At 62.4% G+C, this 26,725-nt stretch carries 24 protein-coding genes; 12 read left to right on the forward strand and 12 right to left on the reverse strand.

The window, feature by feature from the left end; translation table 11 throughout:
- Positions 1 to 380: 380 nt before the first annotated feature.
- The gene (locus ACFY9W_RS23415; protein ID WP_391135379.1) at positions 381 to 1,277 is read left to right on the forward strand and encodes a formate/nitrite transporter family protein; all 897 of its coding nucleotides are present in this window, start codon (positions 381 to 383) and stop codon (positions 1,275 to 1,277) included.
- Positions 1,278 to 1,280: 3 nt separating this feature from the next.
- Here the strand turns inward: ACFY9W_RS23415 and ACFY9W_RS23420 are convergent, their stop codons facing one another.
- Positions 1,281 to 2,372 (reverse strand): MBL fold metallo-hydrolase, encoded by a 1,092-nt coding sequence (locus ACFY9W_RS23420; protein WP_391135382.1) that lies wholly within the window; start codon positions 2,370 to 2,372, stop codon positions 1,281 to 1,283.
- 130 nt (positions 2,373 to 2,502) lie between these two features.
- Here ACFY9W_RS23420 and ACFY9W_RS23425 point away from each other — a divergent pair, with 130 nt between their 5' ends.
- Together ACFY9W_RS23425 and ACFY9W_RS23430 are read left to right on the forward strand one after the other, a co-directional pair.
- The gene (locus ACFY9W_RS23425; RefSeq protein ID WP_391135539.1) at positions 2,503 to 3,576 is read left to right on the forward strand and encodes a diguanylate cyclase; all 1,074 of its coding nucleotides are present in this window, start codon (positions 2,503 to 2,505) and stop codon (positions 3,574 to 3,576) included.
- 51 nt (positions 3,577 to 3,627) lie between these two features.
- Positions 3,628 to 6,213 carry an EAL domain-containing protein gene (locus ACFY9W_RS23430; RefSeq protein WP_391135385.1) on the forward strand — a complete coding sequence of 862 codons (2,586 nt, stop codon included), beginning with the start codon at positions 3,628 to 3,630 and terminating at the stop codon, positions 6,211 to 6,213.
- 19 nt (positions 6,214 to 6,232) lie between these two features.
- Here ACFY9W_RS23430 and ACFY9W_RS23435 read toward each other — a convergent pair whose 3' ends face one another.
- Both ACFY9W_RS23435 and ACFY9W_RS23440 read right to left on the reverse strand, forming a co-directional pair.
- A complete protein-coding gene (locus tag ACFY9W_RS23435; protein ID WP_391135388.1) occupies positions 6,233 to 6,571 on the reverse strand; it encodes a DUF2025 family protein in 339 nt (112 codons plus the stop codon).
- Between the two features lie 131 nt (positions 6,572 to 6,702).
- Positions 6,703 to 7,620, reverse strand: a complete 918-nt coding sequence (locus ACFY9W_RS23440) for a LysR substrate-binding domain-containing protein (RefSeq protein WP_391135391.1) — start codon at positions 7,618 to 7,620, stop codon at positions 6,703 to 6,705.
- Positions 7,621 to 7,733: 113 nt separating this feature from the next.
- On the opposite strand from ACFY9W_RS23440, the gene ACFY9W_RS23445 reads away from it, so the two are divergent.
- Positions 7,734 to 8,492, forward strand: coding sequence for an SDR family oxidoreductase (locus tag ACFY9W_RS23445; RefSeq protein ID WP_391135394.1), 759 nt, complete (start codon positions 7,734 to 7,736; stop codon positions 8,490 to 8,492).
- 137 nt (positions 8,493 to 8,629) lie between these two features.
- On the opposite strand, the gene ACFY9W_RS23450 is transcribed toward ACFY9W_RS23445, so the two are convergent.
- From ACFY9W_RS23450 to ACFY9W_RS23480, 7 genes are all read right to left on the reverse strand, one after another.
- Positions 8,630 to 9,484 (reverse strand): efflux RND transporter periplasmic adaptor subunit, encoded by an 855-nt coding sequence (locus ACFY9W_RS23450; protein WP_391135397.1) that lies wholly within the window; start codon positions 9,482 to 9,484, stop codon positions 8,630 to 8,632.
- A 12-nt stretch (positions 9,485 to 9,496) separates the two neighbouring features.
- Positions 9,497 to 9,703: a DUF1656 domain-containing protein gene (locus tag ACFY9W_RS23455; protein WP_391135400.1), complete on the reverse strand. Its 207-nt coding sequence runs from the start codon at positions 9,701 to 9,703 to the stop codon at positions 9,497 to 9,499.
- Positions 9,690 to 11,678, reverse strand: coding sequence for an FUSC family protein (locus tag ACFY9W_RS23460; protein WP_391135403.1), 1,989 nt, complete (start codon positions 11,676 to 11,678; stop codon positions 9,690 to 9,692). Before ACFY9W_RS23460 ends, ACFY9W_RS23455 begins: the two co-directional genes overlap by 14 nt.
- Positions 11,679 to 11,930: 252 nt before the next feature.
- On the reverse strand, positions 11,931 to 12,047 hold the full coding sequence (gene ccoM, locus ACFY9W_RS23465; RefSeq protein WP_008097462.1) for a cytochrome c oxidase subunit CcoM: 117 nt from the start codon (positions 12,045 to 12,047) through the stop codon (positions 11,931 to 11,933).
- 134 nt (positions 12,048 to 12,181) lie between these two features.
- Entirely contained in the window at positions 12,182 to 12,343 is a 162-nt protein-coding gene (locus ACFY9W_RS23470; protein ID WP_003254864.1) for a hypothetical protein, read from the reverse strand.
- Positions 12,344 to 12,410: 67 nt separating this feature from the next.
- Positions 12,411 to 12,740 carry an aspartate-semialdehyde dehydrogenase gene (locus ACFY9W_RS23475; RefSeq protein WP_391135408.1) on the reverse strand — a complete coding sequence of 110 codons (330 nt, stop codon included), beginning with the start codon at positions 12,738 to 12,740 and terminating at the stop codon, positions 12,411 to 12,413.
- A gap of 63 nt (positions 12,741 to 12,803) precedes the next feature.
- Complete coding sequence (locus tag ACFY9W_RS23480; RefSeq protein WP_391135411.1) at positions 12,804 to 13,499, reverse strand: M949_RS01915 family surface polysaccharide biosynthesis protein; 696 nt, start codon at positions 13,497 to 13,499, stop codon at positions 12,804 to 12,806.
- A 162-nt stretch (positions 13,500 to 13,661) separates the two neighbouring features.
- On the opposite strand from ACFY9W_RS23480, the gene rapA reads away from it, so the two are divergent.
- Both rapA and ACFY9W_RS23490 read left to right on the forward strand, forming a co-directional pair.
- The gene (gene rapA / locus ACFY9W_RS23485; RefSeq protein WP_391135414.1) at positions 13,662 to 16,508 is read left to right on the forward strand and encodes an RNA polymerase-associated protein RapA; all 2,847 of its coding nucleotides are present in this window, start codon (positions 13,662 to 13,664) and stop codon (positions 16,506 to 16,508) included.
- Between the two features lie 284 nt (positions 16,509 to 16,792).
- A complete protein-coding gene (locus ACFY9W_RS23490) occupies positions 16,793 to 19,057 on the forward strand; it encodes an EAL domain-containing protein (protein WP_391135417.1) in 2,265 nt (754 codons plus the stop codon).
- Here the strand turns inward: ACFY9W_RS23490 and ACFY9W_RS23495 are convergent.
- Complete coding sequence (locus tag ACFY9W_RS23495) at positions 18,957 to 19,844, reverse strand: NAD(P)-binding domain-containing protein (protein ID WP_391135420.1); 888 nt, start codon at positions 19,842 to 19,844, stop codon at positions 18,957 to 18,959. The genes ACFY9W_RS23490 and ACFY9W_RS23495 overlap by 101 nt on opposite strands.
- Before the next feature lie 264 nt (positions 19,845 to 20,108).
- Positions 20,109 to 20,420 carry a DUF2288 family protein gene (locus tag ACFY9W_RS23500; protein WP_391135424.1) on the reverse strand — a complete coding sequence of 104 codons (312 nt, stop codon included), beginning with the start codon at positions 20,418 to 20,420 and terminating at the stop codon, positions 20,109 to 20,111.
- A gap of 359 nt (positions 20,421 to 20,779) precedes the next feature.
- Between ACFY9W_RS23500 and ACFY9W_RS23505 the strand changes: the two genes are divergently transcribed.
- The 6 genes from ACFY9W_RS23505 (at position 20,780) to ACFY9W_RS23530 (ending at position 26,637) form a co-directional block, all read left to right on the forward strand.
- Positions 20,780 to 21,895 (forward strand): high-affinity branched-chain amino acid ABC transporter substrate-binding protein, encoded by a 1,116-nt coding sequence (locus ACFY9W_RS23505; protein WP_391135427.1) that lies wholly within the window; start codon positions 20,780 to 20,782, stop codon positions 21,893 to 21,895.
- A gap of 185 nt (positions 21,896 to 22,080) precedes the next feature.
- Entirely contained in the window at positions 22,081 to 23,004 is a 924-nt protein-coding gene (gene livH, locus ACFY9W_RS23510) for a high-affinity branched-chain amino acid ABC transporter permease LivH (RefSeq protein ID WP_003254876.1), read from the forward strand.
- Positions 23,001 to 24,257 (forward strand): high-affinity branched-chain amino acid ABC transporter permease LivM, encoded by a 1,257-nt coding sequence (locus ACFY9W_RS23515; RefSeq protein WP_391135430.1) that lies wholly within the window; start codon positions 23,001 to 23,003, stop codon positions 24,255 to 24,257. Before livH ends, ACFY9W_RS23515 begins: the two co-directional genes overlap by 4 nt.
- Complete coding sequence (gene livG / locus ACFY9W_RS23520; RefSeq protein ID WP_003254878.1) at positions 24,254 to 25,021, forward strand: high-affinity branched-chain amino acid ABC transporter ATP-binding protein LivG; 768 nt, start codon at positions 24,254 to 24,256, stop codon at positions 25,019 to 25,021. Before ACFY9W_RS23515 ends, livG begins: the two co-directional genes overlap by 4 nt.
- A complete protein-coding gene (locus tag ACFY9W_RS23525) occupies positions 25,022 to 25,723 on the forward strand; it encodes an ABC transporter ATP-binding protein (protein WP_003254879.1) in 702 nt (233 codons plus the stop codon).
- 239 nt (positions 25,724 to 25,962) lie between these two features.
- Complete coding sequence (locus tag ACFY9W_RS23530; protein ID WP_391135435.1) at positions 25,963 to 26,637, forward strand: COG3650 family protein; 675 nt, start codon at positions 25,963 to 25,965, stop codon at positions 26,635 to 26,637.
- Positions 26,638 to 26,725 lie beyond the last annotated feature (88 nt).

The raw sequence follows: 26,725 nt of genomic DNA on the forward strand, positions 1-26,725 counted from the left end.
TTGTGATGCTGATAATCTTTTTGACTATCAGTCCGTACTCACAAGCACCCACACGAATTGCTTGATTCAATTTGTTAAAGAGCGTTTGGTTAAGATCTTTTCGTCTCAACCGAGGCGCGCATTCTACGCTTTCCTCATTTGCTGTCAAGCGTTTATTTTGAAGTTTTTTACCACCGCTTTCTTTCGAAAGCTAACAACTTCAAACACTTACCGCCTGCCCCGAAGCGTTCATCGCTGCGAGGAGGCGAATAATACGCGCTTTGAAATCAGAGTCAACACCTTGTTCTAAAAAAACTTTCTCGACGCGTTTGGCGGCTACCTGGCAACTAATGAAAGCGCCGGGAATCTGTAAAGAAACACCCCCACGGAGCGTAGCGGCCATGAGCGATGCGCAAAGCGAGAAAACCCCGGGCCTGTCCGCAGATGAAGAGCAAGAGGTCAGCCACAACCAGCCGCCGCGGGCAGCAGTGCTGCACGAGATCATTCGCTACCAGGGCGACCAGGAGCTTGAACGTACCCTTGCCGCGCTGTGGTGGTCGGCACTGGCGGCAGGCTTGTCCATGGGCCTGTCGCTGATGGCCATGGGGCTGTTCTACGCCCGCCTGCCGGAAGGTGACGGTGCCCAGGTGATCGCCAGCATCGGCTACAGCACCGGCTTCCTCGCGGTGATCCTTGCGCGCCAGCAGCTGTTTACCGAAAACACCCTCACCGCTGTGCTGCCCATCATGACCTCCCCTACCCTGGCCAATTTCGGTCGCCTGCTACGCCTGTGGGGCGTGGTGCTGCTTGGCAACCTGGCCGGCACCCTGCTGGTAGCCTGGGTCATGCTGGAGCTGCCGATCTTCGACAGCAAGACAGACGTGGCCTTCCTGGAGGTTGGCCGCAAGGTCATGAAAAACGACGTGGGCCAGATGTTCGCCAAGGGCATCGTTTCGGGCTGGATGATCGCCACCATGGTCTGGATGATCCCATCCATGGAGCACGCCAAGATCTGGATCATCCTGATGATCACCTACCTGATGGCACTTGGCGACTTCACTCATATAGTAGTGGGCTCGGTCGAAGTGTCGTATCTGGTGTGGGCTGGGGAAGAAACCTGGCGCACCTTCTGGCTGGAATTCGCCATGCCGACCCTGGCCGGCAACATCATTGGTGGCAGCTTCATCTTCGCCCTGATCAGCCATGCGCAGGTACGCAGTGACAGCGGCAAGCCGCCCTCGCAGCTCTTGAAAGACCAAAAAGCCCGCCCCCCACGCAGCAAGGAAGGCACTGAATGAGGTTCAGCGTGTCGCTACCGTGCGTTCACTCGCCTGGCCCCGCTGTCGCACAGGCTTGGGCTGCCACCAGTTCTGCCCGGCATGCGGTGAGTCAAGGCTGATCCGCTCGCCCATCTGCGGCGTGCTCAAGCGCACCTGAGCCTGGTTGGACAGCGCCAGTATGCGTTCGAAGGGTTCCTGCCAGCCGTGGGTAGACAAGTCGAAGGTGCCGTTGTGAATCGGCAGCATCCAGCGCCCGCGCAAATCCAGGTGGGCCTGCAGGCTTTGCTCCGGCTGCATGTGTACGCTGGGCCAGGCCACGTTGTAGGCCCCGGTTTCAATCAAGGTCAGGTCGAACGGCCCGAAGCGTTCGCCTATCTGCTTGAAGCCATCGAAGTAGCCGGTATCGCCGCTGAAGAATACCCGCACATCTTCATCGACGATCACCCAGGACGCCCACAATGTCCGATTGCTGTCCAGCAAGCCGCGCCCGGAAAAGTGCTGCGCCGGGGTGGCAACGAAGCGCACGCCCTCCACGATGCTTTCCTGCCACCAGTCCAGCTGCCGCACCTTGGCAGGTGCAACGCCCCAGCTCATCAACCGGTCGCCCACGCCCAATGGCGCCAGGAATACTCCGGTGCGCGGTGCAAGCTGCCGAATCGCCTGCTCGTCGAGGTGGTCGAAATGATCGTGCGACAGCACCACTGCAGCCAGCGGCGGTAGTTGGTCCAGGGCCAGTGGCGGCGCATGGAAGCGCAATGGGCCAGCCCACTGCACGGGGGAGGCGCGTTCGGCGAACACCGGGTCGGTAATGAAGAAGCGCCCGCGCAGCTTGAGCAATACTGTTGAATGGCCCAGGCGCCACAAGCTGTGGTCAGGGGCGTCGAGAACCTGCTCACGGGTCATGGGCTGGAGGCTGATCGGCATGGACGGCCGGGTGTACGGCGGTTTGCGCAGAAACAGGTACTTGAGCCCGATGCGCAGTTTTTTCAGCACGCCATCCTGCGGCAGCGATGCCTGGTTGTGGAATCGTCCACCCTGCTGTGGTGCCGGCTCGCCGGCAGCATTCGCCAAAGGGGCCATCAGCAACACTCCGAGCAACAGGAAAGCCTTCATCTTACCCCACAGTGATCAGATCAACCGTGAATTGGCTTGCAAGGTCATTTTTCGCCGATGAAACAGTGTTCAACAATATTCATGCAAGTTATGCGATAAACGGTACCCCGGCAGAAGAACGATGAACATGATGGACAACCGCAGCGGCAAAGGGCTTTCATTCGTCAAACGCATCTACTTGCCGCGCGTCATCGGCCTGGGTATCGGCCTGTTCAGCGTCATGGCGGGCATCGCACCGCTGTCGCCCCCCACCTGGGCATGGCTGCTGATGCTGTTCAACGGCCTGCTGTGGCCGCACGTGGCCTACCTGTGGGCTGCCCGCTCGGCAATGCCCTATCAGGCGGAGCAGCGCAACCTGTTGCTGGACTCGCTGATGGGCGGGTTCTGGACCGCCGCCATGCACTTCAACCCGCTGCCCAGCGTGACCGTGCTGTCGATGATGACCATGAACAACGTAGCCGCTGGCGGCAAGCGCATGGTCTTTCGCGGGATGCTGGCCCAGCTGGCCGGCATGCTCATCGCCATCCTGTTGCTGGGCCCCGGCCTGCAGTTGAACGCCACGCCCCTGCAGGTTTATGCCTGCCTGCCGATGCTGACGCTGTACCCGCTGGCGTTGGGTTGGGTGTGCTTCCAGCTGGCGATCAAGCTGGCCGAGCACAAACGCCGGCTCAGCGCCCTTAGCCTTACCGACAGCCTGACCGGCCTGCTCAACCATGGTGCCTGGAAAGACCTGCTGCTGCTCAAGTTCCAGGCATGCAAACAGCAGCAGGGGCACGCGGTCATTGCCCTGATCGACATCGACCATTTCAAGACCATCAACGACACCTTCGGCCACGTGGTCGGTGACTGCGTACTACGCCAGCTCAGCGCTGAACTGCGGCGCAACCTGCGCGAAGGCGACCACGCCGGGCGTTACGGCGGCGATGAATTCTGTGTGATCCTGCCAGACACCCGTGAAGCCCAGGCCTGCCACGCCATGGAGCGCCTCCGCGAACGGGTGGCCAATTACCGCAACCCACAGCTGCCGCACCTGCGCATCAGCCTGAGCATCGGCCTGTCCCCCTTCGAGGTTGGGCTGGAATCGCCCGAACACTGGCTCGATCAGGCCGACAAAGCGCTTTACACCGCCAAGCACGCTGGCCGCGACCGGGTCAATTTTGCCCGCAGTGAAGCCTCAACGCTCAAGCTGGCCTATCCTGAGTAAACCTCCTTCCTGACTGCCTGGCGGGAGGCTGCTTGAAGGAGCCGCTCGCGCATGGCCAGGACCGCCAACCTTCCCTCCACCAGCCCCACACCGCGCTTCCAGGTGCGCCGCCTCATTGCTGGCTTCAGCGCTGTTTTCGGGCTGGCCTGCCTGGTCACCCTCAGCGCGCTGTTCAATATCGCCGCCACCCTCGACCAACAGGAGCGCCAGCGCAGTGCCTTCCAGGCCAACCAGGCGCTGGAGCAACGGCTGCTTGCCTCACGTCAGTTCCTGTCCAGCTACGCGGTGTGGGATGCAGCCTTTGAGCACCTGGCAGGCCAGGCTGACTGGAAATGGGCCTACGACGAAAAGAACGTAGGCGAATCCCTGTACAGCGCCAGCGGCTATGAAGGGGTATTCGTGGTGGATGACACGCGCACCACCTACGCGCTGTTCAAAGGCCAGCCCAGCCAGGCGGGCGCCAACACCTATATAGATGCCGCGCTGCAGCCGATCATCGACCAGGCCCGTGCAGCCGCGATCCCCCGTGAACAAATCACCCACTTCGTGCTGTTCAACGGCTGGCCCGCCGTGCTCAGTGCCGCCGCCGTACGCCCGGACCGCGATGTCACCGACAATGAGGTGCGACAAGCACCGGTGATGTTGTTTGTCGACCAGCTCACCGAAGACAAGCTGGAACGGCTGGGTACCGGTGCCGGCCTGACCGGCATGCATGTGGACAAGAACACCGTGGGCGAACACGGCCACCTGCGCATCGAGCTGGGCGACACCGGCTACCACCTGGCCTGGAACAGCCCTCTGCCCGGGCGCCAACTGCTGTGGGCCGTATTACCGCCACTGCTGAGCGCGCTGCTGATTCTCGGCCTGATCATGCTGTACCTGTTCCGCCTTACCTTGCGCAGTTCGCGGGCAATCGGCCTTACACTCACTCACCTGCAACAAAGCAATCAGGCCCTGGAAGCCAGCGAGCAGCGTTTTCGTGCCGTGGCCGAATCGGCATCCGACTGGATCTGGGAAACCGACCGGCACCAACGCCTGAGCTACCTGTCGCAGCGCTTCGCCAACGTCACCGGTTACCCGGTGGACGACTGGCTCGGCCAGCCGCTCAACCAGTTGCTGGCCTGCGACACCACACCGCTTTCACCCTGGCTGGATTCCCTGACCAGTGCCGACCCGCAACAGCTGGCCACCCTGCGCTGCACTTACCGCGACCAGAATGGCCAGAACCGCTACTGCAGGATTTCCGCCCGCGCCATCTGGTATGACGGCAAGCCCATCGGTTTTCGTGGCACCGCCAGCGACATCACCGACGAAGTCGATGCCCATGCGCGCATCCAGCACCTGTCACTGCACGACCCTCTGACCGGGCTGGCCAACCGTAACAAGCTTGCCAGGCACCTGGAGCAGGCACTGCTGCGCGGCAATGATTCGCCACCATTGACCCTGCTGCTGCTGGACCTGGACAACTTCAAGCCGATCAACGATTCCCTTGGCCATGCCGCTGGCGATGCCGTGCTCCAGGAAGTGGCGACGCGCCTGCGCGACACCACCCGTGATGGCGACCTGGTTGCGCGCCTGGGCGGCGACGAGTTCATTCTGGTGCTCAGCGGCATGGACAACCGCAGTGAAGTCGACCGCTTCTGCGCACGCCTTATCAGCCTGCTGCAGCAACCCATCACATTCGATAGCCAACCGTTGCATGTCGGCGCCAGCATCGGCGTCGCACAAACCCGTACCCAGGGTTTTGATGCCGGCGAACTGATCCGCTGCGCCGACATCGCCCTGTACCAGGCCAAAGCCGATGGCAAGAATACCTGGCGCTACTTCGCCGCTGAAATGAACCAGCAGATCCAGTACCGTCGGCAGCTGGAAAATGACCTGCGCCGGGCCCTGCGCAACCAGGAATTCGAACTGCATTACCAGCCACGCTACCGCGTCAGCGACCGACGCATCGTCGCAGTCGAAGCCTTGCTGCGCTGGCAGCACCCGCAAGAAGGGTTGTTGGGCCCGGACACCTTCATCCCGCTGGCCGAACAGAGCGACATCATCGTCGCACTGGGCCGCTGGGTGCTGCGTGAAGCTTGCCGCACGGCCCATGACTGGCCCGCCGACGTTCTGGTGTCGGTAAACTTGTCGCCTGCGCAGTTCCTGCGCAGCGACGTGGTCGCCGACGTGCGCGAGATCCTGCTGGACACCGCCTTCCCGGCCCAGCGCCTGGAGCTGGAAATTACCGAAAACGTGATGCTCAACGACATCGAGGGCGCACTGGGCACCATGCTCGCGCTCAAGGAGTTGGGCGTACGCCTGAACATGGACGACTTCGGCACCGGCTACTCATCGCTGGGTTACCTGCGCACCTACCCGTTCGACAGCATCAAGATCGACAAGCGCTTTATCAGTGGCCTGAACAGCAACGGCGGCAGCGACCGCGCCGTGGTTCAAGCCATCATCAACCTGGGTGAAGCGATGGGGTTGACGGTGACGGCCGAGGGGGTAGAGAGCGAACAGCAACTCAAGGCATTGGAGAATGACCGATGCCACGAGGTACAGGGCTACTACATGAGCCGGCCGCTGGACAGTGCGGGGCTGGAGGCGTTATTGCGCCAAAAAACCCAGAGCACTGCACAACCCTTGTAGGTGCAGCCTTGTGCTGCTCCTACAACGGCCGGGTGTTTGGCTGGAGGCTGCGCTCGGCCATGATTTCTGGCAGGTCGCGCCGGCGCAGGTACGCACGCAGCGGCTCACCGATGTTCAAGCGGTCATCCACATGCTGTTCCAGCAACAGCGCCAGGCGTTCACGGCACAGCGCCATGCGCTGCCCTTGCTCGGGCCGCCAGACAAACTCGTGGCATGGGGTAATGCTGTCGTCGGCCACATCCATGCCGAACGAGTCTTCGGAAAAACGCACGATATGTACACCGCGCTTGCCATGAAAACCGACAAAGCCCTTGAGCTGGTCGGCAGCGTTGCAGATGTCCTGGGACGTGATGGCCATGACGTAACCTCGCAATGAAATCGGAAGATACGCACGCCTGGCGGGGATGGGTCACCTCTACCGGGCAACTCGCAAGCAACAGCCTAACGCAACTGGCAGCCCGTTCGCCAAATCTTTTCGTAGCCCCCTGTTCAGCCTGCATCCGGCGCTGGGTCAACCTGCGAAGCCAGCAATGCCGTCAGCCACTGCATGAACGCCTGGACCCGCCGCGGCACATGCCGTTGCCGGGCATACAGCAGTGACACCGGCATGGCGGGTGCTTGCCAGCCTTCAAGCAGTGAAACCATTTCGCCCCGCTGCAAATGCTCGGCCACGCCCACTGCTGGCACCTGGATCAACCCCAGCCCGGCCAGGCAGGCCGCCGAGTAGGCCTCGGCGTTGTTGACCGTGACCACCCCGGCCATCGCCTGGTAATGCACCTCACCCCCTTGCACGTATTCGAAACCGGCACTTCGCGCGCCCAGGGTACGCACGTAATGCACCAACTGGTGCCCGGCCAGGTCCTGTAGCGTCAGCGGCACCCCCTGGCGGGCCAGGTAAGCGGGGCTGGCGCAGTTGCGCATGCTCAGTTGCCCGACTGGCCGCGCCACCACGTCCAGGTCATGCAAGGCACCGATGCGCATCACGCAGTCAAACCCTTCGCGCAGCAGGTCGACCTGGCGGTCGGTGCAACTGAGCTCCACTTCAAGCCGCGGGAAACGCTGCAGAAACTGCGGTAACGCCGGAATGATGACGCGCCGGGCCATCATGGTCGGCAGGTCGATGCGCAGGCGCCCGGCCAACTCGGCATCGTCAGCACTGAACAGGTTCTCGATCTCGTCCATGCCGGACAGCAGGTCCTTGCTACGCTCGTACAGCAAGGCGCCATCCTGGGTCGCTCGTACCCTGCGGGTCGTGCGGTTGAACAACTGCGTGCCCAGCAATCGTTCAAGCGTCTTTACTTGCTCCGACACCGTCGACCGTGGCAGCCCAAGGCTTTCGGCAGCCAAGGTGAAACTGTTGACTTCACTGACCCGCACAAAGGTACGCAACAACTCCAGCTTGTTCACTAAAAGGCCTCGACTGTCCGGTTTTATCGAACAGTATTTCCATTTCTGCAGGATTTAACAGCCTAACGCCGACCAATAACCTGTCGTCATTCACCCACCATGAGGTTTTCACCATGACCCGCAAGATTGCCCTGATCACTGGCGCCAGCCGCGGCCTTGGCCGTAATGCTGCCGAACACCTGGCCGCACGCGGTATCGATGTCATCGGCACATATCACAGCAAGGCGGACGAGGCCCAGGCCGTGGTTGCCCGGCTGGAGCAGGCCGGGGTCAAGGCCGCCATGCTGCAACTGGACGTCAGCAACAGCGGCAGTTTTGCCAGCTTCGCCGAGCGCCTGGGCACCACCCTGCAACAGCACTTTGGCCGCGAAGATTTCGACTTTCTGGTGAACAATGCCGGGATCGGGCTGAACGTGCCGTATGTGGACACTACCGAGGCGCAGTTCGACCAGTTGCTGAACATCCAGCTCAAAGGGCCGTTCTTCCTCACCCAGCGCCTGCTGCCGCTGCTGGTCGACAATGGCCGCATCGTCAATATTTCCACTGGCCTGGCGCGTTTTGCGCTGCCGGGGTATGCCGCCTATGCCTCGATGAAGGGGGCCATGGAGGTGCTGACCCGCTACCAGGCCAAAGAATTGGGTGCACGTGGCATTCGCGTGAACATTCTGGCGCCGGGGGCGATCGAGACTGATTTTGGCGGCGGTGTGGTGCGGGATAACGAGCAGGTGAATGCGTACATCGCCGGGAACACGGCCCTGGGGCGAGTCGGCTTGCCGGATGATATCGGGGCGGCGATTGCGCTGCTGCTGGAAGACGGCAATGGCTGGATTACCGGGCAGCGGCTGGAGGTTTCGGGCGGGATGTTCCTCTGACTTCGGGATATTGGGGCCGCGTTGCGGCCCATCGCCGGCAAGCCAGCTCCCACAGGTTTATCACCGCACCTCAAAGTACCGCCGTACCTGTGGGAGCTGGCTTGCCGGCGATGGGCCACAACGTGGCCCCGGGAGCACTATTCATGCACCTGCACGCTGGCGGTCATCCCGGCACTCAAAGTCACCCCTTCCGGCACCTGGTCCAGACGGATCCTCACAGGAATCCGCTGGGCCAGCCGCACCCAGTTGAAGGTGGGCTCCACCTCCGGCAGCAACTGGCTGTCCGGGTTGCTGTTGCGGTCGGTGATGCCGCGGCTGATGCTCTCCACATGCCCTTGCATCGGTTCGCCCGCGCCCATCAACCAGACTTTCACCGCGTCCCCTACGCGAATACGCGGCAGCTTGGTTTCCTCGAAGTAGGCCTGGATATAGAAGGTTGAATCATCCACCAGGGCCATTACCGATTGCCCGGTGTTCACATAGTTACCCTCAGCCAGACGCAGGTTGGTGATGTGCCCGCTGCGCGGTGCCCGCACCTCGCTGCGCGCCAGGTTGATCTTGGCCACCTGCAACTGCGCCTCTGCCTCATGCAGTTCACCCCGTGCGATAGCGGCATTGATCTGGGCGTTCTCACGCAGCTCGGCACTGATCGCTTCCGGCCCCAAGGCCGTACGGCGGGCTGCCTCACGCTCACGCAGGCGCAATTGCTGGGCGCGTGTTTCAGTCACCGCGCTGGCCTGGTCGAAGGCAGCCTGGAAGCGCTCGCGGTCGATGCTCATCAGCAAGTCGCCTGCCTTGACCTGCTGGTTATCATGGGCCTTGAGCTCGCGCACCCAGCCGGACACGTCAGGGGCGATCACCACCACGTCGGCGCGCACACGGGCATCACGGGTCCAGGGGGTAAGCATGTAGTACTGCCACAACTGGTAGCCGGCCAACACGGCCAGCGCCACCACACACAGCGTCACCAGGGTACGTACGACCGCACGCATCGAAACACTCCTTTACAAAGCTCCCAGCAGCCTTACCACCAGGAACAACACACAAACGAACAGCGCCGTGTCGAACAACGCTTCATGCCAGATCCAGCGCCCCAAGGGCGTAGCCTGCACCACCAGGCGCAGCAGGCCCGTGAGCAACAGTGCCAGCAATACATACAACAGAAACGGACTGAGCAGCACGCCGCCCACTTCCCATTCACGCAACCCCATGGGCGTCCTCCTGCCAGCGGCACCACTTGCCCCAACTTTTCTGCAATTGCAGCACCGCACCTTCGGCCAGCCGCAGCGGGTCACTCGAAGGTAACCGGCGTAAAGCGGCAATGAATTGTTCACTGGCAGCATCCAGGCGCTGCCCACGCCCGGCGGCAGGCCCATTGGCCAGTACCGCTTCCACCTGCTGCAAGTAGTCGCGCTCGGCCCGGCCCAAGGGGGCCTGGGCGACCGCAAGACACATGCGCAGGTGCACCAGCTCATCACCGATATCCAGCCCATGCAGGCCATCATCCCAACGTTTGCGCTCGCTTTCGGGCAGCTCGCCAGCATGCCGCGCCAGTTGCATCAGGCGGTCAGCCATGCGCCCGCCAAACCAGCTGTCGGCCCCGCGCAGGTCGCGCCGGGTCAGGCGTACAAGGTCATTCTGGGTGGCTGCACGCAGGCGCCGGCCCAACCAGGCCGGGTGGCGGAACACCAGTAAACGGAAGGCCATTACCGCCGCCGATACCCCTACCAGCATCGCAAGAGCGCTGTTGAGCATGGTCGCCACACCAAACTGCATGGCGTTTAGCGGTGACACCAACACAATGAAGTGCAGGCAATAGGACGTGGCAGTGGCCCCCGTACGCGGATGGGCCATGCCCAGAGCGCCAAGAAACAACGGCACGCCCATGCCCAGGCACAGCATGGCGAAACTGCTCCATTGCGGTAGCAATATCTGCCCCACCAGAAACGCCGCCGGTATCGCCAGGAAAATCCCGCGCAGGAAGCTCAGGCCAATCTGTGCGCCGTTCTCGCGGCTGGCGAACAGGCTGCACACCACACAGGTAAGCACCAGGCCGCCCGGCGCCGAAGGCCAGGCCGTGGCCAACCAGAAGCCGCTCATGACCAGAAAGGCCAATGCGCTGCGTGAGCCGAACAGCAAGGCCAGCGACCAGTCGCGGTGCGCGGCCAGGCCCTGGGCTATATCCTTGGGCGCCCTGCCCGCTTCCACGTCCTCCAGTGCCAGGCTGGCAGCCATGGCGTAATCGAGCAGCAAGGCCATGCGAGCCAGGCAGAAGTGCTCCGCCGAGCTGATCTGCTCGTCATGGGCGGCATCCCAGATGCGCTGGCGCAGTAGCAACAGGCTGGGTTGATCGGGGCTGGCCAGAAGCGCACGAACCTCTTCCAGCCAATGCGCAAGGTGCGCGACCTCCCGCTCATCAAGCTGGCGCCACTGCCGGCGCACCGAGCGCGAGATACGTAACAGCACCATCAACTTCTGGCTCAAGCCCTGGATGGCGCGAGCGCGCTGGCGCCCGCGGCTACCTTCGAACCAGGCATGTTCGCGCTGGCTGTCGATGGCCACGATGCGGCCCAGGCTCTCCAGCAGGCCTTTGCGCGCCTCGTCCTCGCCGCCCAGCATGGCACTGGCGGCCTGCAAGCCATTCTGCCAGGCCTGGCGGGCCTGCCCGCCCAATTGCTGCTCCACCCGCATTGGCCAGAGCAAGGCACTGCTGGCAGTAGCGCAGAAGATGCCCAGACAAATCTCGGTGCAACGCGCCACGGCCTGGTCGAACACCTGCAACGGATGGTCGATGGCCGGCAAGGCAATGATCGCCGCCGTATAGCCAGCCAGCACAAAGGCATAGGCCCAGGCACTGCGCAGTTGGGTAGAGGCAGCCGTGCACAGGGCCAGCCACAAGGCCAGGGTTATCAGGAACAGGCCCGGGGTTTGGGCAAACAGGCCGATAAACAGCACCGACATGACCGTACCTACCAACGTGCCTGCCAGCCGCGCCAGGCCCTTCTGCACCACCATGCCCGACAGCGGCTGGGCAACGATGAAGGCCGTCATCAATGCCCAGGCCGGTTGCTCCAGGCCCCAGCGCATCGCCAGCCACAACGCCAGCCCGCCACCGAGCAGGGTCTTGATCGCAAACTTGAGGGCTAGGCTGCTGGGGGCAAACAGCGCCTGGAGGGTGATGGGCACTAGACGGACCTTGCGGGGGATGGTCTTGTTGAAACGATAGACAATGGCGGGCAGGATAAGGTGTAAATGAATAATTAGCTAGCTAATCATCTTTTCTGTGCCGGCCTCTTCGCGGTTCTTGAGGCCTGTGCAGTACCTGTGGGAGCGGGCAAGCCCGCGAAGCGGCCAGTACAGACAGAAACAAATGCCAGGCAAAAAAAATGGGCGACCGAAGTCGCCCTAAATGCCTTGCGTGCTCGTGTACCCGGAAGGTCAGCGCGGCTTGCGCTTGTTCGAGTCCTTCCAGATGAAAATGCCCAGACCGGCAAAGAAAGCGAACATCAACCCGACCGTTACCACACCGGCGATAACCACGTTGTCGAAGAACATGCTGGCCTCCCCATTCGTTTGCCGTTGTCCGATGGGTGCAAGGTAACCAATGTGGCGGGGGAGAAAATTGATCGGGATCAATGGTGCCCGGGGCCGGGCACGCGAGGGGGTGCAGGTTTGACTTACGTCAAGTTTCAGCGCTTCTTGGGCTTGCCCTTGGGTTTCTTTTTCTTGCTGGTGCTCAACGGCAGGGCCTGCTCGAACGCGTTGCGCATTTCGTTCAGGCGCTTTTCCTTGAGGTCATGCACGCGCTTGGCGCGTTCTGCATCGAAATCGATGAGGTTGTCTTGGCTCATGGGTGGGCTCGACGATCAACTGAGGCTTGCATGATGAAGCCAGGCGCAGGCGCTGACCAGCCCCGCGTCAGACTTCGATGTCCACCAGCAGCCCCTGGCGCACATGCTCGTCTATCAAGGGGGCCACGGGCACGGTGTTGTCGGCGTTGACCTCGTCGCCTGGCATGGCGCTGTAGCGGTCCTGATCGCCCTTCTGCCGGCGTTGCTGCTGGCGACGCTGTTCATCGCGCAGCAACAGTGCCTGCTCCTGCGGGTCGCGCTGCTGCTTGAGGTCGATGGCACTTTCGCTGGACGCAGGCTGCGCCGGCACCACCGGCTTGATGTCGGGGGTGGGCTTGACCGGGTCCTGTTGCGAGGTCACCGGGGCGGCACTGAGCGGGATGATCGGCGGCAGCATGGACGTTCTCCTATGCCCACTGTATCGGCAGGCGAGGGTTCAACTTGATGTCATGCACTACATTTACTCGGCTTCGTCGTCAGGCTCGTCGTCGACTGGCGGGCTGGTTTCGCTCCAGGGCCGCTTGTAAACCTGCTGCCAGACCGCATCCATGTGATCGCGCAGCACCTGCGGCGCGGTTTTCAGCGAGGCACTGTCATCACGCTCGCCGCCGACCGGTTCTTCACCCGCCGGAGTGATCAGCGACTGGCCGGTGATGGTGTAGCTGGCCTTCCCTTCACGCATCTCGATGGCAATGTCATGCGGGTCGATGCCACCGCCACAGAAGGCATGGCTGGCCACCGTCACCTCGGCCACGCCGTCTTTGTTCAGGTCGCTGACATCACTGACGTCCGTATAGAAGTCCACGTCCAGGTCCAGCCCTGGGCAGGTGGTTTCCTGCTCGATCTGCCAACGCGCCTTGAAAGCGTCGCTTTCGCCAGCACGCCCGTACAAGGTGGCCTTGAGCACCACCTTGTCCACTTCCTGTTCGCTTTCCGGGTCGCTGGCCTGCCCATCGCTGCGGCTCAGCACCAGCAGGCCTTCACCGTCGCGATCACGAAAATGCACGCTCTTGATCGGGGTCTGCACGCCCAGTACCTCAAGCTGCTCCATCGGGATGGCGGGCAAGGTCTCGAAGTTTTTCTGCTCGCAGGCAGCCAGTAGCAGCAGGCTGCCCGCGGCCATGGAAAGGCTGATCCAGCGGTGCTTGGCAGACATAGTGATGCAGGGCCCTCGTCGACGGCACAGTGCGGGGCGATGAAACGGCTAGACTGACTTACTTCCTGTTGTCGTTCGGCACCTTTCGGTGCGTTCGCACTTTGGTCTGACCGGCCGATCCGTTAACATAATCGGCTTTTTCATCGCGGGAGTTCAGGCAGTATGGCGCAGCAGTATCAACCGGGGCAACGCTGGATCAGCGACAGCGAAGCAGAGCTCGGCCTGGGTACCATCCTGGCGCAGGATGGCCGCCTGTTGACCGTGCTCTACCCGGCCACTGGCGACACCCGCCAGTATTCCCTGCGCAATGCGCCGCTGACCCGCGTGCGCTTCTCGCCAGGTGACCAGATCACTCACTTCGAGGGCTGGAAACTGACCGTGCGCGAGGTCGACGACATCGACGGGCTGATGGTCTATCACGGCCTGGACGGGCAGAACCAGCCACGTACCCTGCCCGAAACCCAGCTGTCGAACTTCATTCAGTTCCGCCTGGCCAGCGACCGCCTGTTCGCCGGGCAGATCGACCCGCTGTCCTGGTTCAGCCTGCGCTACAACACCCTGCAGCACACCAGCAAGCAGATGCAGTCGGCATTGTGGGGCCTGGGCGGCTGCCGTGCGCAACCGATCGCCCACCAGTTGCACATCGCCCGCGAAGTTGCTGACCGTAGCGCGCCTCGGGTACTGCTGGCCGACGAAGTGGGCCTGGGTAAAACCATCGAGGCCGGCCTGGTGATTCACCGCCAGCTGCTGTCGGGCCGCGCCAGCCGCGTGCTGATCCTGGTCCCGGAAAACCTCCAGCACCAGTGGCTGGTAGAAATGCGCCGTCGCTTCAACCTGCAGGTCGCCTTGTTCGACGCCGAGCGTTTCATCGAGAGTGATGCCAGCAACCCGTTCGAAGACGCCCAGCTGGCACTGGTTGCCCTGGAATGGCTGGTTGACGACGAAAAGGCCCAGGACGCGCTGTTTGCCGCAGGCTGGGACCTGATGGTGGTCGACGAAGCCCACCACCTGGTCTGGCACGAAGACCAGGTCAGTGCCGAATACAGCCTGGTCGAGCAACTGGCCCAGGTAATCCCGGGCGTGCTGCTGCTCACTGCCACCCCCGAACAACTCGGGCAGGACAGCCACTTCGCCCGCCTGCGCCTGCTCGACCCCAACCGTTTCCACGACCTGGCGGCCTTCCGCGCCGAGAGCGAGCACTACCGCCCAGTGGCCGAAGCCGTGCAGGAACTGCTCGACGAAGGCCGCCTTTCGCCCAAGGCCCATGCCACCATCCAGGGTTTCCTGGGTGCCGAAGGCGAAGCCTTGCTGGCTGCGGTCAGCGACGGTGACACCCAGGCCAGCGCACGTTTGATTCGCGAACTGCTCGACCGCCACGGCACCGGCCGCGTGCTGTTCCGTAACACCCGGGCGGCGGTTCAGGGCTTCCCTGAGCGCCAGTTGCACCCCTACCCGGTGGCCATGCCCGAGCAATACCGCGAACTGCCGCCCGGTGAAAAGGCCGAGCTGTACCCGGAAGTGGCCTTCCAGGCCCAGGGTGATGTTGCCGATGACGAACGCTGGTGGCGCTTCGACCCACGCGTCGACTGGCTGATCGACACCCTGAAGATGCTCAAACGCACCAAGGTGCTGGTGATCTGCGCCCACGCCGAAACCGCCATGGACCTGGAAGACGCCCTGCGCGTGCGCTCCGGCATTCCGGCCTCGGTGTTCCATGAAGGCATGAGCATTCTTGAGCGTGACCGCGCCGCCGCCTACTTCGCCGATGAAGAATTCGGCGCTCAGGTGCTGATCTGCTCCGAGATCGGCAGTGAAGGCCGCAACTTCCAGTTTTCGCACCACCTGGTGATGTTCGACCTGCCGGCCCACCCGGACCTGCTGGAACAGCGTATCGGCCGCCTCGACCGTATCGGCCAGAAGCACACCATCCAGCTGCACGTCCCGTACCTGCAAGACAGCCCGCAAGAGCGCCTGTTCCAGTGGTACCACGAGGGCCTTAACGCCTTCCTCAACACCTGCCCCACGGGCAACGCCCTGCAGCACCAGTTCGGCCCGCGCCTGCTGCCGCTGCTTGAAGGTGGCGAAAGCAAAGCCTGGGATGCCCTGGTGGCCGAGGCCCGTGGCGAGCGCGAGCGCCTGGAAGCCGAACTGCACACCGGTCGCGACCGCCTGCTGGAGCTGAACTCTGGTGGTGCCGGCGAAGGCGAGGCACTGGTCGAGGCCATTCTCGAACAGGACGACCAGTTCGCCCTGCCGATCTACATGGAAACCCTGTTCGACGCCTTCGGCATCGACAGCGAAGACCACTCCGAGAACGCCCTGATCCTCAAGCCTAGCGAGAAGATGCTCGACGCCAGCTTCCCGCTGGGTGACGACGAAGGCGTGACCATCACCTACGACCGTGGCCAGGCACTGTCGCGCGAAGACATGCAGTTCCTGACCTGGGAGCACCCGATGGTTCAGGGCGGCATGGACCTGGTGCTGTCCGGCTCCATGGGCAACACCGCCGTGGCGCTGATCAAGAACAAGGCGCTCAAGCCAGGCACTGTCCTGCTCGAACTGCTGTTCGTCAGCGAAGTGGTGGCACCGCGCAGCCTGCAACTGGGCCGCTACCTGCCACCGGCAGTATTGCGCTGCCTGCTTGACGCCAACGGCAACGATCTGGCCGCACGCGTGGCTTTCGAAACCCTCAACGAACAGCTTGAAAGCGTGCCGCGCGCCAGTGCCAACAAGTTTGTCCAGGCCCAGCGTGACGTGCTGGCCAAGCGCATCAGTGGCGGCGAAGAGAAAATCATGCCGACGCACGTCGAGCGCGTAGCCGAAGCCCAGCGCCGCCTGGCGGCCGAGGCCGACGAAGAACTGGCCCGCCTGGTGGCATTGCAAGCGGTCAACCCGAGCGTGCGCGACAGCGAGATCGACGCCCTGCGCAAGCAGCGTGAAGAGGGCCTGGCGATGCTGGAGAAAGCCGCCCTGCGCCTGGAGGCCATTCGCGTGCTGGTAGCTGGCTAAGGCAAATCAGGCACCGCTGCCCTTGTGGGAGCGGGCATGCCCGCGAACACCGGCGCAGCCGGTGCCAACCACCGCGTTGGATTCTTCGCGGGCCCGCCCGCTCCCACAGGGATAGCATACAGGCCCAACGCTATATTCCTGGCTGCGATTAGCTTGATAACCAAATCGTAGAAATCAATATGCCATTATTCAGGAAGGCTTAAATACTCCTTCCTATACTGCCTCTGGACAGTCTGCACAGGGTCGTAGCGCAGACGAGTGAAAACTCGATCAAGAGGCATTCCATGGAGTGGCTGGGGCTGCAACTGTTCGCCGACTTGCCGGCAACCGGGCGCATCGTTATCGATTGCCGACATGAACCGCTGCTGGTTCTGCTCGCCTACTTCGTCGCCTGCGCGGCTTGCTTCGCCACCCTCGACATGGTCGAGCGCCAGTCCCACAGTGAAGACCCCACTGCCCACCGACAATGGAAAATGCTTGGCGCCTGTTGCCTGGCCGGTGGCATCTGGGCCATGCACTTCATCAGCATGCTGGCCTTCCAGGCCCCTGTAGAGGTGCACTACGACGTATCCCTGACCGTACTTTCCCTGCTCATTGCCCTGGCCGTTGCCTGGCTGGCAATGCAAAGCCTCGACCGCAGCCACATGCGCGCGCATCACCTGCTGCCAAGCGCACTACTGATCGGCCTGGGCATCGTCCTCATGCACTTCGTCGGCATGGCCGCGATGGAAACCGGCGCCCGTCAGTACTACCAGACCGGCCTGCTGCTGGCCTGCATCGCCATTGCCCTGCTCACCAGCCTGGCCGCACTGTGCCTGGCCCGCTACTTCCGCAACGGCAGTGGCACGCGCCACCAGTTGATGAAATACGGCGCAAGCTTGCTGATGGCCGGCGGAATCGTCGCCACCCACTTCACCGCGATGTCGGCCATGACGCTGGTCATCCCGGCCGATACTGCCCTGCGCCTGCCCTCGGGCTACAACAGCCTGCAACTGGCGCTGGGTATCGGCTTCATCACCCTGTTGATCAGTGGCGCCAGCATCAGTGCTGCACTGGCCGACAAAAAGCTGCAAAGCAAGGAGCACGACCTGCGCCGGGTCAGTGTGCTGCTCGGTCAGCTGGACCAGGCCCGTGCCTCGCTGCAGCAGGCTGCGCACTACGATGCCCTGACCAACCTGGTCAACCGCCGCGGCTTCAACCAGGTGTTCGCCGAGCGACTCGCCGAACACAAGGCCACACAAAGCCGTCTGGCGGTTATGTTCCTCGACATCGACCATTTCAAGCGCATCAACGACAGCCTTGGTCATGCTGCAGGCGACGAGTTGCTCAAAGTGATTGCCAGCCACATCAAGACAGCCACCCGTACCCACGACCTGGTGGCGCGGCTGGGCGGCGACGAGTTCTGCGTGGTCACCAGCCTGAACAGCTGCGACGAAGCCCGCCACCTGGCGCAACGCATCATGCAGCGGATGAAAGAGCCCATCGACCTGGGTGGCCGGCGGATGGTCATGAGCACCAGCATTGGCATCAGCATCTTCCCCGACGACGGCAGCAGCGCCGAAGAACTGCTCAAGCATGCCGACCTGGCCCTGTACCAGTCGAAGGACAGCGGGCGCAACAGCCTGCACTTTTTCAACGACAACCTGAAAACCCAGGCCTCCCTCGCCTTGCAACTGGAGGAAGAGCTGCGCCTGGCCCTGCTCGAAGAGCGTGGCCTGTGCGTGCACTACCAACCCATCTTCGATATGCGCAGTGGGCAAGTGGCCAAGCTGGAAGCGCTGGTGCGCTGGCATCACCCGCAACATGGCCTGCTGGGGCCCGACCGGTTCATAGCCATAGCCGAAGCCAACGGCCTGATCGTCGACCTCGACTTGTGGGTAATGCGCCACGCCTGCGCCGACCTGGCCCAGCTGCAGCGCCACGGCTACGGTGACGTCAAGGTCACGGTCAACTGCTCGGCAGTAACCCTCAGCCATGACGAGCTGCCCGTTGAGGTGGAAAAAGCGCTGTTCCTCGCCGGCCTTGCAGCCCGCCAGTTGGAACTGGAAGTGACCGAGAACGCCTTGATGGGTGACATCCAGCGCACGGTCAACCTGCTAAAACGCATTCGCGCCCTGGGCGTGGCCCTGTCGATCGATGACTTCGGCACTGGCTACTCGTCACTGGCCTACCTCAAGCGCCTGCCGCTGGATGTGCTGAAGATCGACCGCACCTTCCTGCAAGATGTGCCGGGCAGCCAGAAGGACCGGGAGATCGTCCAGGCGATCATCGTCATGGCGCATACCCTGCACCTGCAGGTCGTCAGCGAAGGCGTGGAAACCGTCGAACAGCAGGCATTCCTTGAAACCCATGGCTGCGACTACCTGCAGGGCTACCTGCTGAGCCGCCCGGTACCGCTGGCCGACGTGCGGCTTCTGCTGGAGCGAGTGCAGCGTGAGAGCAAGGTGCTCAACCCTTGCGGCGGTAAAGTTCTACAAGGGTCGCCGGATCTTTTTGCAGGTAACCCTGGCTACCGTGCAGGCGCATCAGCTGCGCGGCGAGGCCACTGAGCGGCGTTGCCGCCCCCTGCTCACGGGAGAACTTGACCGCGCCATCAAGGTCCTTGAGCAGCGTACGCACGTGCCACTTGATCGGCTCGAAGCGGCTTTCGGCCATTTGCGGCGCAAGGATCTGCAACGGCTTGGAATCGGCAAAACCACCCGCCAGCGCTTCGGCGATCAACGTCGCGTCCACCCCGGACTGCTCGGCCAGCGCAACCACTTCGGCGATCACCAAGGCATTGCACGCCACGATCATCTGGTTGCAGGCTTTGGTCACCTGCCCCGCGCCCACCGCCCCCATGTGCGTCACGCGCTGCCCCAATACCTGCAGCACTGGGCGGGCGCGCTGCAAATCGCCAGGTTCACCGCCAACCATGATCGCCAGCGTACCGGCTTCGGCACCGGGTGTGCCGCCGGAGACCGGGGCATCCAGCCACGCCATGCCACACAGCACCGCGAGCTCGGCGGCCATCTCACGGGTGGCGGTGGGTTCCAGGCTGGAGAAATCGATCAGCAACTGCCCGCTGCGGCCACCTTCGGCAATGCCTTGTTCGCCGAACACCACCTCTCGCACCACCGCGGTGTCGGCCAGGCACAACAGCACCATGTCGCTGTCGCGGCACAGTTCGGCAGGGCTGCCGGCCAGCCGTGCGCCGGCGGCAACCAGTGCGGCGCACTTGTCCGGGCTGCGGTTCCACACGGTCAGCGGGTAGCCCGCGGCCAACAGGCGCCGGCACATCGGCAGGCCCATCAGGCCGATGCCGGCGAATCCAAGCGAAGGTAGTGCAGTGCTCATCAATGACTCCAGACAGATTCGATATCGATCCGGGCCGCTTTGCGGCCTTCGCGGGCACGCCCGCTCCCACAGTGCCGGTGCTGGTCTGAAGAACAACATCCAACCTGTGGGAGCGGGCGTGCCCGCGAAGGGCTGCAAGGCAGCCCCCATTACGCATCCCGTAAACTGTTACCGCCACGCCGAATTGTTACTTACCTCTACCCGCCTTGAACGCCCTCAAGCACCAAAACGGGGCTGCTGCGCATTTTCGCGCACCAAAAAAGATCACACCTCAGCCGGGCCCTTCGTTTGAATCACGATGAACGGCGAAACCACCACCGCCCAGATCTCTGGATCGCGGCTTTGCAGGTCCAGGGCCTGCTCTGCCGACACCGGCCCAACAGTGCCATCACTACGCCACTTGGCGAAGATCTCGCTGCGATTCTCGGCCATCGCCTCGGCAACGGTGATCAGGTCCAGGCTGGGGTCGACCCAAATCAGGTCACCCTTGGCCCAAAAGCGCTCCAGGGCTTTCCATTCGATGATTGCCGTCTCGCCAAGCAATTTGGCATAGAGGGTGCTTGTTTGATCAGTCATGGGTTGCTACCCGCAAAATTCGGCCAATAAAAAGGCCGCTATTTTTGCAGAAAAACCCGGTTTCAAATATGTAATTTGGTCGATCGGCCCCGAACAGGTGGGGTTGGGCCGAGAATACAGGCAATTTGATGGCGCTTTTCTGTATTTTTATGTCGACCATGCGACAACCCAGGAAACAGGCACTTTTCGACGGCTTTTCAAGCGCTCGAACAGCGCTCTACACTGTACCGGTACAGTTCCGGGACATGTTCCGGGGGAAGGTGGGCTTGCGCGTTGGCATGGCCACGCCGCAAATCCCGCCCGGTCTGTAGCCCTGGCCGCCAGGACTATAAGAATTACAACAGAATGAGTGGAGCACTATGATCAAGATTTCCAAGCTGTTCGCCGCAATGGTACTGGCCGGGGTAGCCAGCCATTCGTTTGCCGCCGATACCATCAAGATCGGGATCGCAGGCCCTAAAACCGGCCCTGTGACCCAGTACGGCGACATGCAGTTCATCGGCGCCAAGCAAGCCATCAAGGATATCAACGCCGCGGGCGGCGTCGATGGCAAGATGCTCGAAGCCAAGGAATACGACGACGCCTGCGACCCTAAACAGGCCGTGGCAGTCGCCAACAAAGTGGTCAACGACGGCGTCAAGTTCGTCATCGGCCACCTGTGCTCCAGCTCCACCCAGCCGGCGTCCGACATCTACGAAGACGAAGGCGTGATCATGATCACCCCGGCCGCCACCTCGCCGGAAATCACCGCCCGTGGCTACAAACTGATCTTCCGCACCATCGGCCTGGACAGCGCCCAAGGCCCGGCTGCCGGCAACTACATCGCCGACCACGTGAAACCGAAAGTGGTTGCCGTACTGCACGACAAGCAGCAATACGGTGAAGGTATCGCCACCGCCGTCAAACAGACCCTGGAAGGCAAAGGCACCAAGGTTGCTGTATTCGAAGGCCTGAACGCGGGTGACAAGGACTTCTCCTCGATCATCCAGAAACTCAAGCAGAACAACGTCGATTTCGTCTACTACGGCGGCTACCACCCGGAGCTGGGCCTGATCCTGCGTCAGTCGAAGGAAAAAGGCCTGAACGCCAAGTTCATGGGCCCGGAAGGCGTGGGTAACGACTCCATCTCGCAGATCGCCCAGGACGCCTCCGAAGGCCTGCTGGTCACCCTGCCGAAGTCGTTCGATGCCGACCCGGAGAACAAGAAGATCGTCGACGCCATCAAGGCTGACAAAAAGGACCCAAGCGGTCCGTTCGTGTTCCCTGCCTACTCGGCTGTCGAGCTGATCGCCCAGGGCATCAAGGCCGCCAAGTCCGAAGACACCGCCAAGGTGGCAGCCGCCATCCACGCCGGCTCCTTCAAGACCCCGACCGGCACCCTGTCGTACGACGAGAAGGGCGACCTGAAAGACTTCAAGTTCGTGGTCTACGAATGGCACTTCGGCAAGCCGAAGACCGAAGTTTCCCCTCAGTAACTGCGTGACTAATAGCTGACCGTAGAAGCCCACTGTGCGAGCAGTGGGCTTTGTTTTACGAGGTTCATGGGCCCGATCACCGCGATCCGGGGGCGGGCCCACCTGAAAATCTTAAAACCGTCACCCGCGGTTTCCTGGCACACCCCCGCCAGCGAAATGCAAATCAGGTTTTTAGGAGCGCTGTAATGCCTGAGATCTACCATTTCTTCCAACAACTGGTTAATGGATTGACCATCGGCAGCACCTATGCCTTGATCGCCATCGGTTACACGATGGTGTACGGCATCATTGGCATGATCAACTTCGCCCATGGCGAGGTGTACATGATCGGTTCCTACGTGGCCTTCATCGCCCTGGCGGGCCTGGCCATGATGGGTATTCATTCGCTGCCGATCCTGATGACCGTTGCCTTCGTCGCGACGATCTTCGTCACCAGTGCCTACGGCTACAGCATCGAACGGGTTGCCTACCGCCCCCTGCGCAACAGCAACCGTCTGATCCCGCTGATTTCTGCCATCGGCATGTCGATTTTCCTGCAGAACACCGTGCTGCTGTCGCAAGACTCCAAGGATAAATCCATCCCCAACCTGATCCCCGGGAGCTTCTCCTTCGGGCCAGGTGGTGCTGAAGAAGTACTGATCAGCTACATGCAGGTCCTGGTGTTCGTGGTCACCCTGGTGGCCATGACCCTGCTTACCCTGTTCATCTCCCGTTCCCGCCTGGGCCGCGCCTGCCGCGCCTGCGCCGAGGACATCAAGATGGCCAACCTGCTGGGCATCAACACCAACAATATCATCGCCCTCACCTTCGTCATCGGCGCTGCACTGGCAGCCGTGGCGGCCGTGCTGCTGAGCATGCAGTACGGGGTGATCAACCCCAACGCCGGTTTCCTGGTGGGCCTGAAGGCCTTTACCGCGGCGGTGCTGGGTGGCATCGGCAGCATCCCGGGCGCCATGCTCGGCGGGCTGGTGCTGGGCGTGGCCGAAGCGTTCGGCGCCGATATCTTCGGCGACCAGTACAAGGACGTGGTGGCATTCGGCTTGTTGGTTCTTGTCCTGCTATTCCGGCCGACCGGCATCCTGGGCCGCCCGGAGGTTGAAAAAGTATGAACAGAAATCTCAAACAGGCGTTCTTCAGCGCCTTGCTGGTATGGGCCGTGGCCTTCCCGGTGCTGGGCCTGAAACTGAGCATCGACGGCATCAGCCTGATCGTGCACAGCCAGGGCTCGTTCACCATCAGCATCATTGCCGTGTGTTCGGTACTGATGTTCCTGCGCGTGCTGTTCGACAAGCAGTGGAGTGCGGTGATGGGCAGCCGTTCGGATCGCAAATTGATCCCGCCGGCCGTAAGCAACTACCTGACCCTGCCCAAGACCCAGCGCTATGTGATCATCGGCTTGATCGTGGCGGCACTGGTATGGCCGTTTTTCGGCTCGCGCGGTGCGGTGGACATTGCCACGCTGATCCTGATCTACGTGCTGCTGGGCCTGGGCCTGAACATCGTGGTCGGCCTGGCGGGCCTGCTCGACCTGGGTTACGTGGGCTTCTACGCCGTCGGCGCCTACAGCTACGCCATGCTCTCGCACTACCTGGGCTGGAGCTTCTGGGTGTGCCTGCCGATCGCCGGCCTGATGGCCGCCACCTTCGGCTTCCTGCTTGGCTTCCCGGTGCTGCGCCTGCGCGGTGACTACCTGGCGATCGTGACACTCGGCTTCGGCGAGATCATCCGCCTGTTCCTGCGTAACCTCACCGACTGGACCGGCGGCCCCAACGGCATCAGCAACATCCCCAAGCCAGAGTTCTTCGGCCTCACCTTCGAACGCCGCGCCGCCGAGGGCATGCAGACCTTCCACGAGTTCTTCGGGCTGGAATACAACTCGATCAACAAGGTCATCTTCCTCTACTTGGTGGCACTGTTGCTGGCCCTGCTGGCCCTGTTCGTCATCAACCGCCTGCTGCGCATGCCGATCGGCCGTGCCTGGGAAGCCCTGCGTGAAGACGAGATCGCCTGCCGCGCACTGGGCCTCAACCCGACCGTGATCAAGCTGTCGGCCTTCACCCTGGGTGCCTGCTTCGCCGGTTTCGCCGGCAGCTTCTTTGCTGCGCGGCAAGGCCTGGTGACGCCGGAGTCGTTCACCTTCATCGAGTCGGCGATCATCCTCGCCATCGTCGTGCTTGGCGGCATGGGCTCACAACTGGGCGTGATCCTGGCGGCCATCGTGATGATCCTGCTGCCCGAGCTGATGCGTGAGTTCAGCGAATACCGGATGCTGATGTTCGGTGCGCTGATGGTATTGATGATGATCTGGCGTCCGCAGGGCCTGCTGCCTATGCAACGTCCACACATGGAGCTGCACCGATGAGCCGCGAAATTTTGCAAGTCAGCGGCCTGAGCATGCGCTTCGGCGGCTTGTTGGCGGTCAACGGCGTGGCCCTGACCGTCAAGGAAAAACAAGTGGTTGCACTGATCGGCCCGAACGGCGCCGGCAAGACCACCGTGTTCAACTGCCTGACCGGCTTCTACAAGCCCAGCGGCGGTACCATCCTGCTTGATGGCCAGCCGATCCAGGGCCTGGCCGGCCACCAGATCGCCCGCAAGGGCGTGGTGCGCACCTTCCAGAACGTGCGCCTGTTCAAGGAAATGACCGCGCTGGAAAACCTGCTGATCGCCCAGCACCGCCACCTGAACACCAACTTCTTCGCCGGCCTGTTCAAGACCCCGAGCTTCCGCCGCAGCGAGAAGGAGGCCATGGAACGCGCGCAGTATTGGCTGGAGAAGGTCAACCTGACCGAGTTCGCCAACCGTACCGCCGGCACCCTCGCCTACGGCCAGCAGCGCCGCCTGGAAATCGCCCGCTGCATGATGACCCAGCCGCGCATCATCATGCTCGACGAACCGGCTGCGGGCCTGAACCCGAAGGAGACCGAAGACCTCAAGGCGCTGATCGCCTACCTGCGTGAGTCGCACAACGTCACCGTGCTGCTGATCGAGCACGACATGAAGCTGGTGATGAGCATCTCCGACCACATCGTGGTGATCAACCAGGGCACCCCCCTGGCCCACGGCACGCCGGAAGAGATCCGCGACAACCCTGACGTGATCAAAGCCTACCTGGGGGAAGCGTAAATGCTGAAGTTCGAGAACGTTTCCACCTTCTACGGCAAGATCCAGGCGCTGCACAGCGTCAACGTGGAGATCAACCAGGGCGAGATCGTCACCCTGATCGGCGCCAACGGCGCCGGCAAGTCGACCTTGCTGATGACCCTGTGCGGCTCGCCGCAGGCGCACAGTGGCAGCATCAAGTACCTGGGTGAAGAACTGGTCGGCCAGCCGTCCTCGCACATCATGCGCAAGAGCATTGCCGTGGTGCCGGAAGGCCGCCGCGTGTTCGCCCGCCTGACCGTCGAGGAAAACCTGGCGATGGGCGGTTTCTTCACCGACAAGGGCGACTACCAGGAGCAGCTGGACAAGGTGTTGCAGTTGTTCCCGCGCCTGAAGGAGCGCTACATCCAGCGTGGCGGCACCATGTCCGGTGGCGAGCAACAGATGCTCGCCATTGGCCGGGCGCTGATGAGCAAGCCCAAGCTGCTGCTGCTCGACGAGCCCTCGCTGGGCCTGGCGCCGATCATCATCCAGCAGATCTTCGACATCATCGAACAGCTGCGCCGTGATGGCGTGACGGTGTTCCTGGTGGAACAGAACGCCAACCAGGCGCTGAAGATCGCCGACCGCGCCTATGTGCTGGAGAACGGCCGGGTGGTGATGCAGGGAACAGGTGAAGCACTGTTGACCGACCCGAAGGTGCGCGACGCGTACCTGGGGGGTTGATCGGGAAAGGGCCTTCGGGCCCTTTTTTACGCCTGCCAGAAATGTATCGCCAGTGCGGGCCTCTTCGCGGGCTTGCCCGCTCCCACAGAAAACCCACAACCGTTAGGAACTGTGCAGTACCTGTGGGAGCGGGCAAGCCCGCGAAGAGGCCAGCACAAGCAACCATTAACTTGAGATCCACCGCCAGCCTGCGTAACGTGGCCAGCTTTCACGGCAAAGATTCCGGAGCCCACCCCATCATGCGCCTCACCCCCACCCTGCTGCTCACCGCCCTGCTGCCCCTGTTCGCCGGCTGCCAGTTGATGGCTGACGCCCCCAGCGACCCGAACATCGGCACCACGCGCATGCAGGGCGAGCTGCGCGCCGCCGGTGGCCAGTTGCTGTTCAAACCGTGCAGCGAGAACCGCACCTTCGTGATCAACGACGTCGGCGCCACCGGTATCCTGCAAGAAGCCGCCAACCTGGCCAAGGACGCCAACGCCAAGTTGTTCGCCGACGTCCGTGGCCGCCTCACCGGCAGCAAGCAGGCCAACAACGACGGCCAGCTGGAAGTGCGCCGCCTGTATCGGCTGGAGCCCACCACCCGGGCCTGTGAAGACCCCAACTTCAAGCAGCTGACCCTGCGCGCCAGTGGCCATGAGCCCGAATGGGACATCAAGGCCAGCGGCAAAGGCATGGTGCTCAACCGCGTCGGCCAGGAACCTCTACCCCTGCCGTTCCTGGAAGAAGAGGTACCCGGCGGCGGGTTGACCCTGACCAGTGAAGCCAACAACCAGCACGTGGAACTGTGGGTCTCGCCGCAGCGCTGTGTCGACAGCGCCACCGGTGCCGTCCAGCACCTTCGCGCGGAGCTGCGCATTGACGGCAAGACCCTGCAAGGCTGCGGTTACTACGGCGGCGCACGCGACAACTGATCGCCGGGCGCTTTTATCCTGCCAGTCAGGGCGGCGAACAGCTTATACTTGGCGGTTTGTGTAAAGCCGCCGGCCGCCCATGGCCGGG

This window comes from Pseudomonas sp. NPDC008258 (genome assembly GCF_042956345.1).
Lineage (GTDB): Bacteria > Pseudomonadota > Gammaproteobacteria > Pseudomonadales > Pseudomonadaceae > Aquipseudomonas.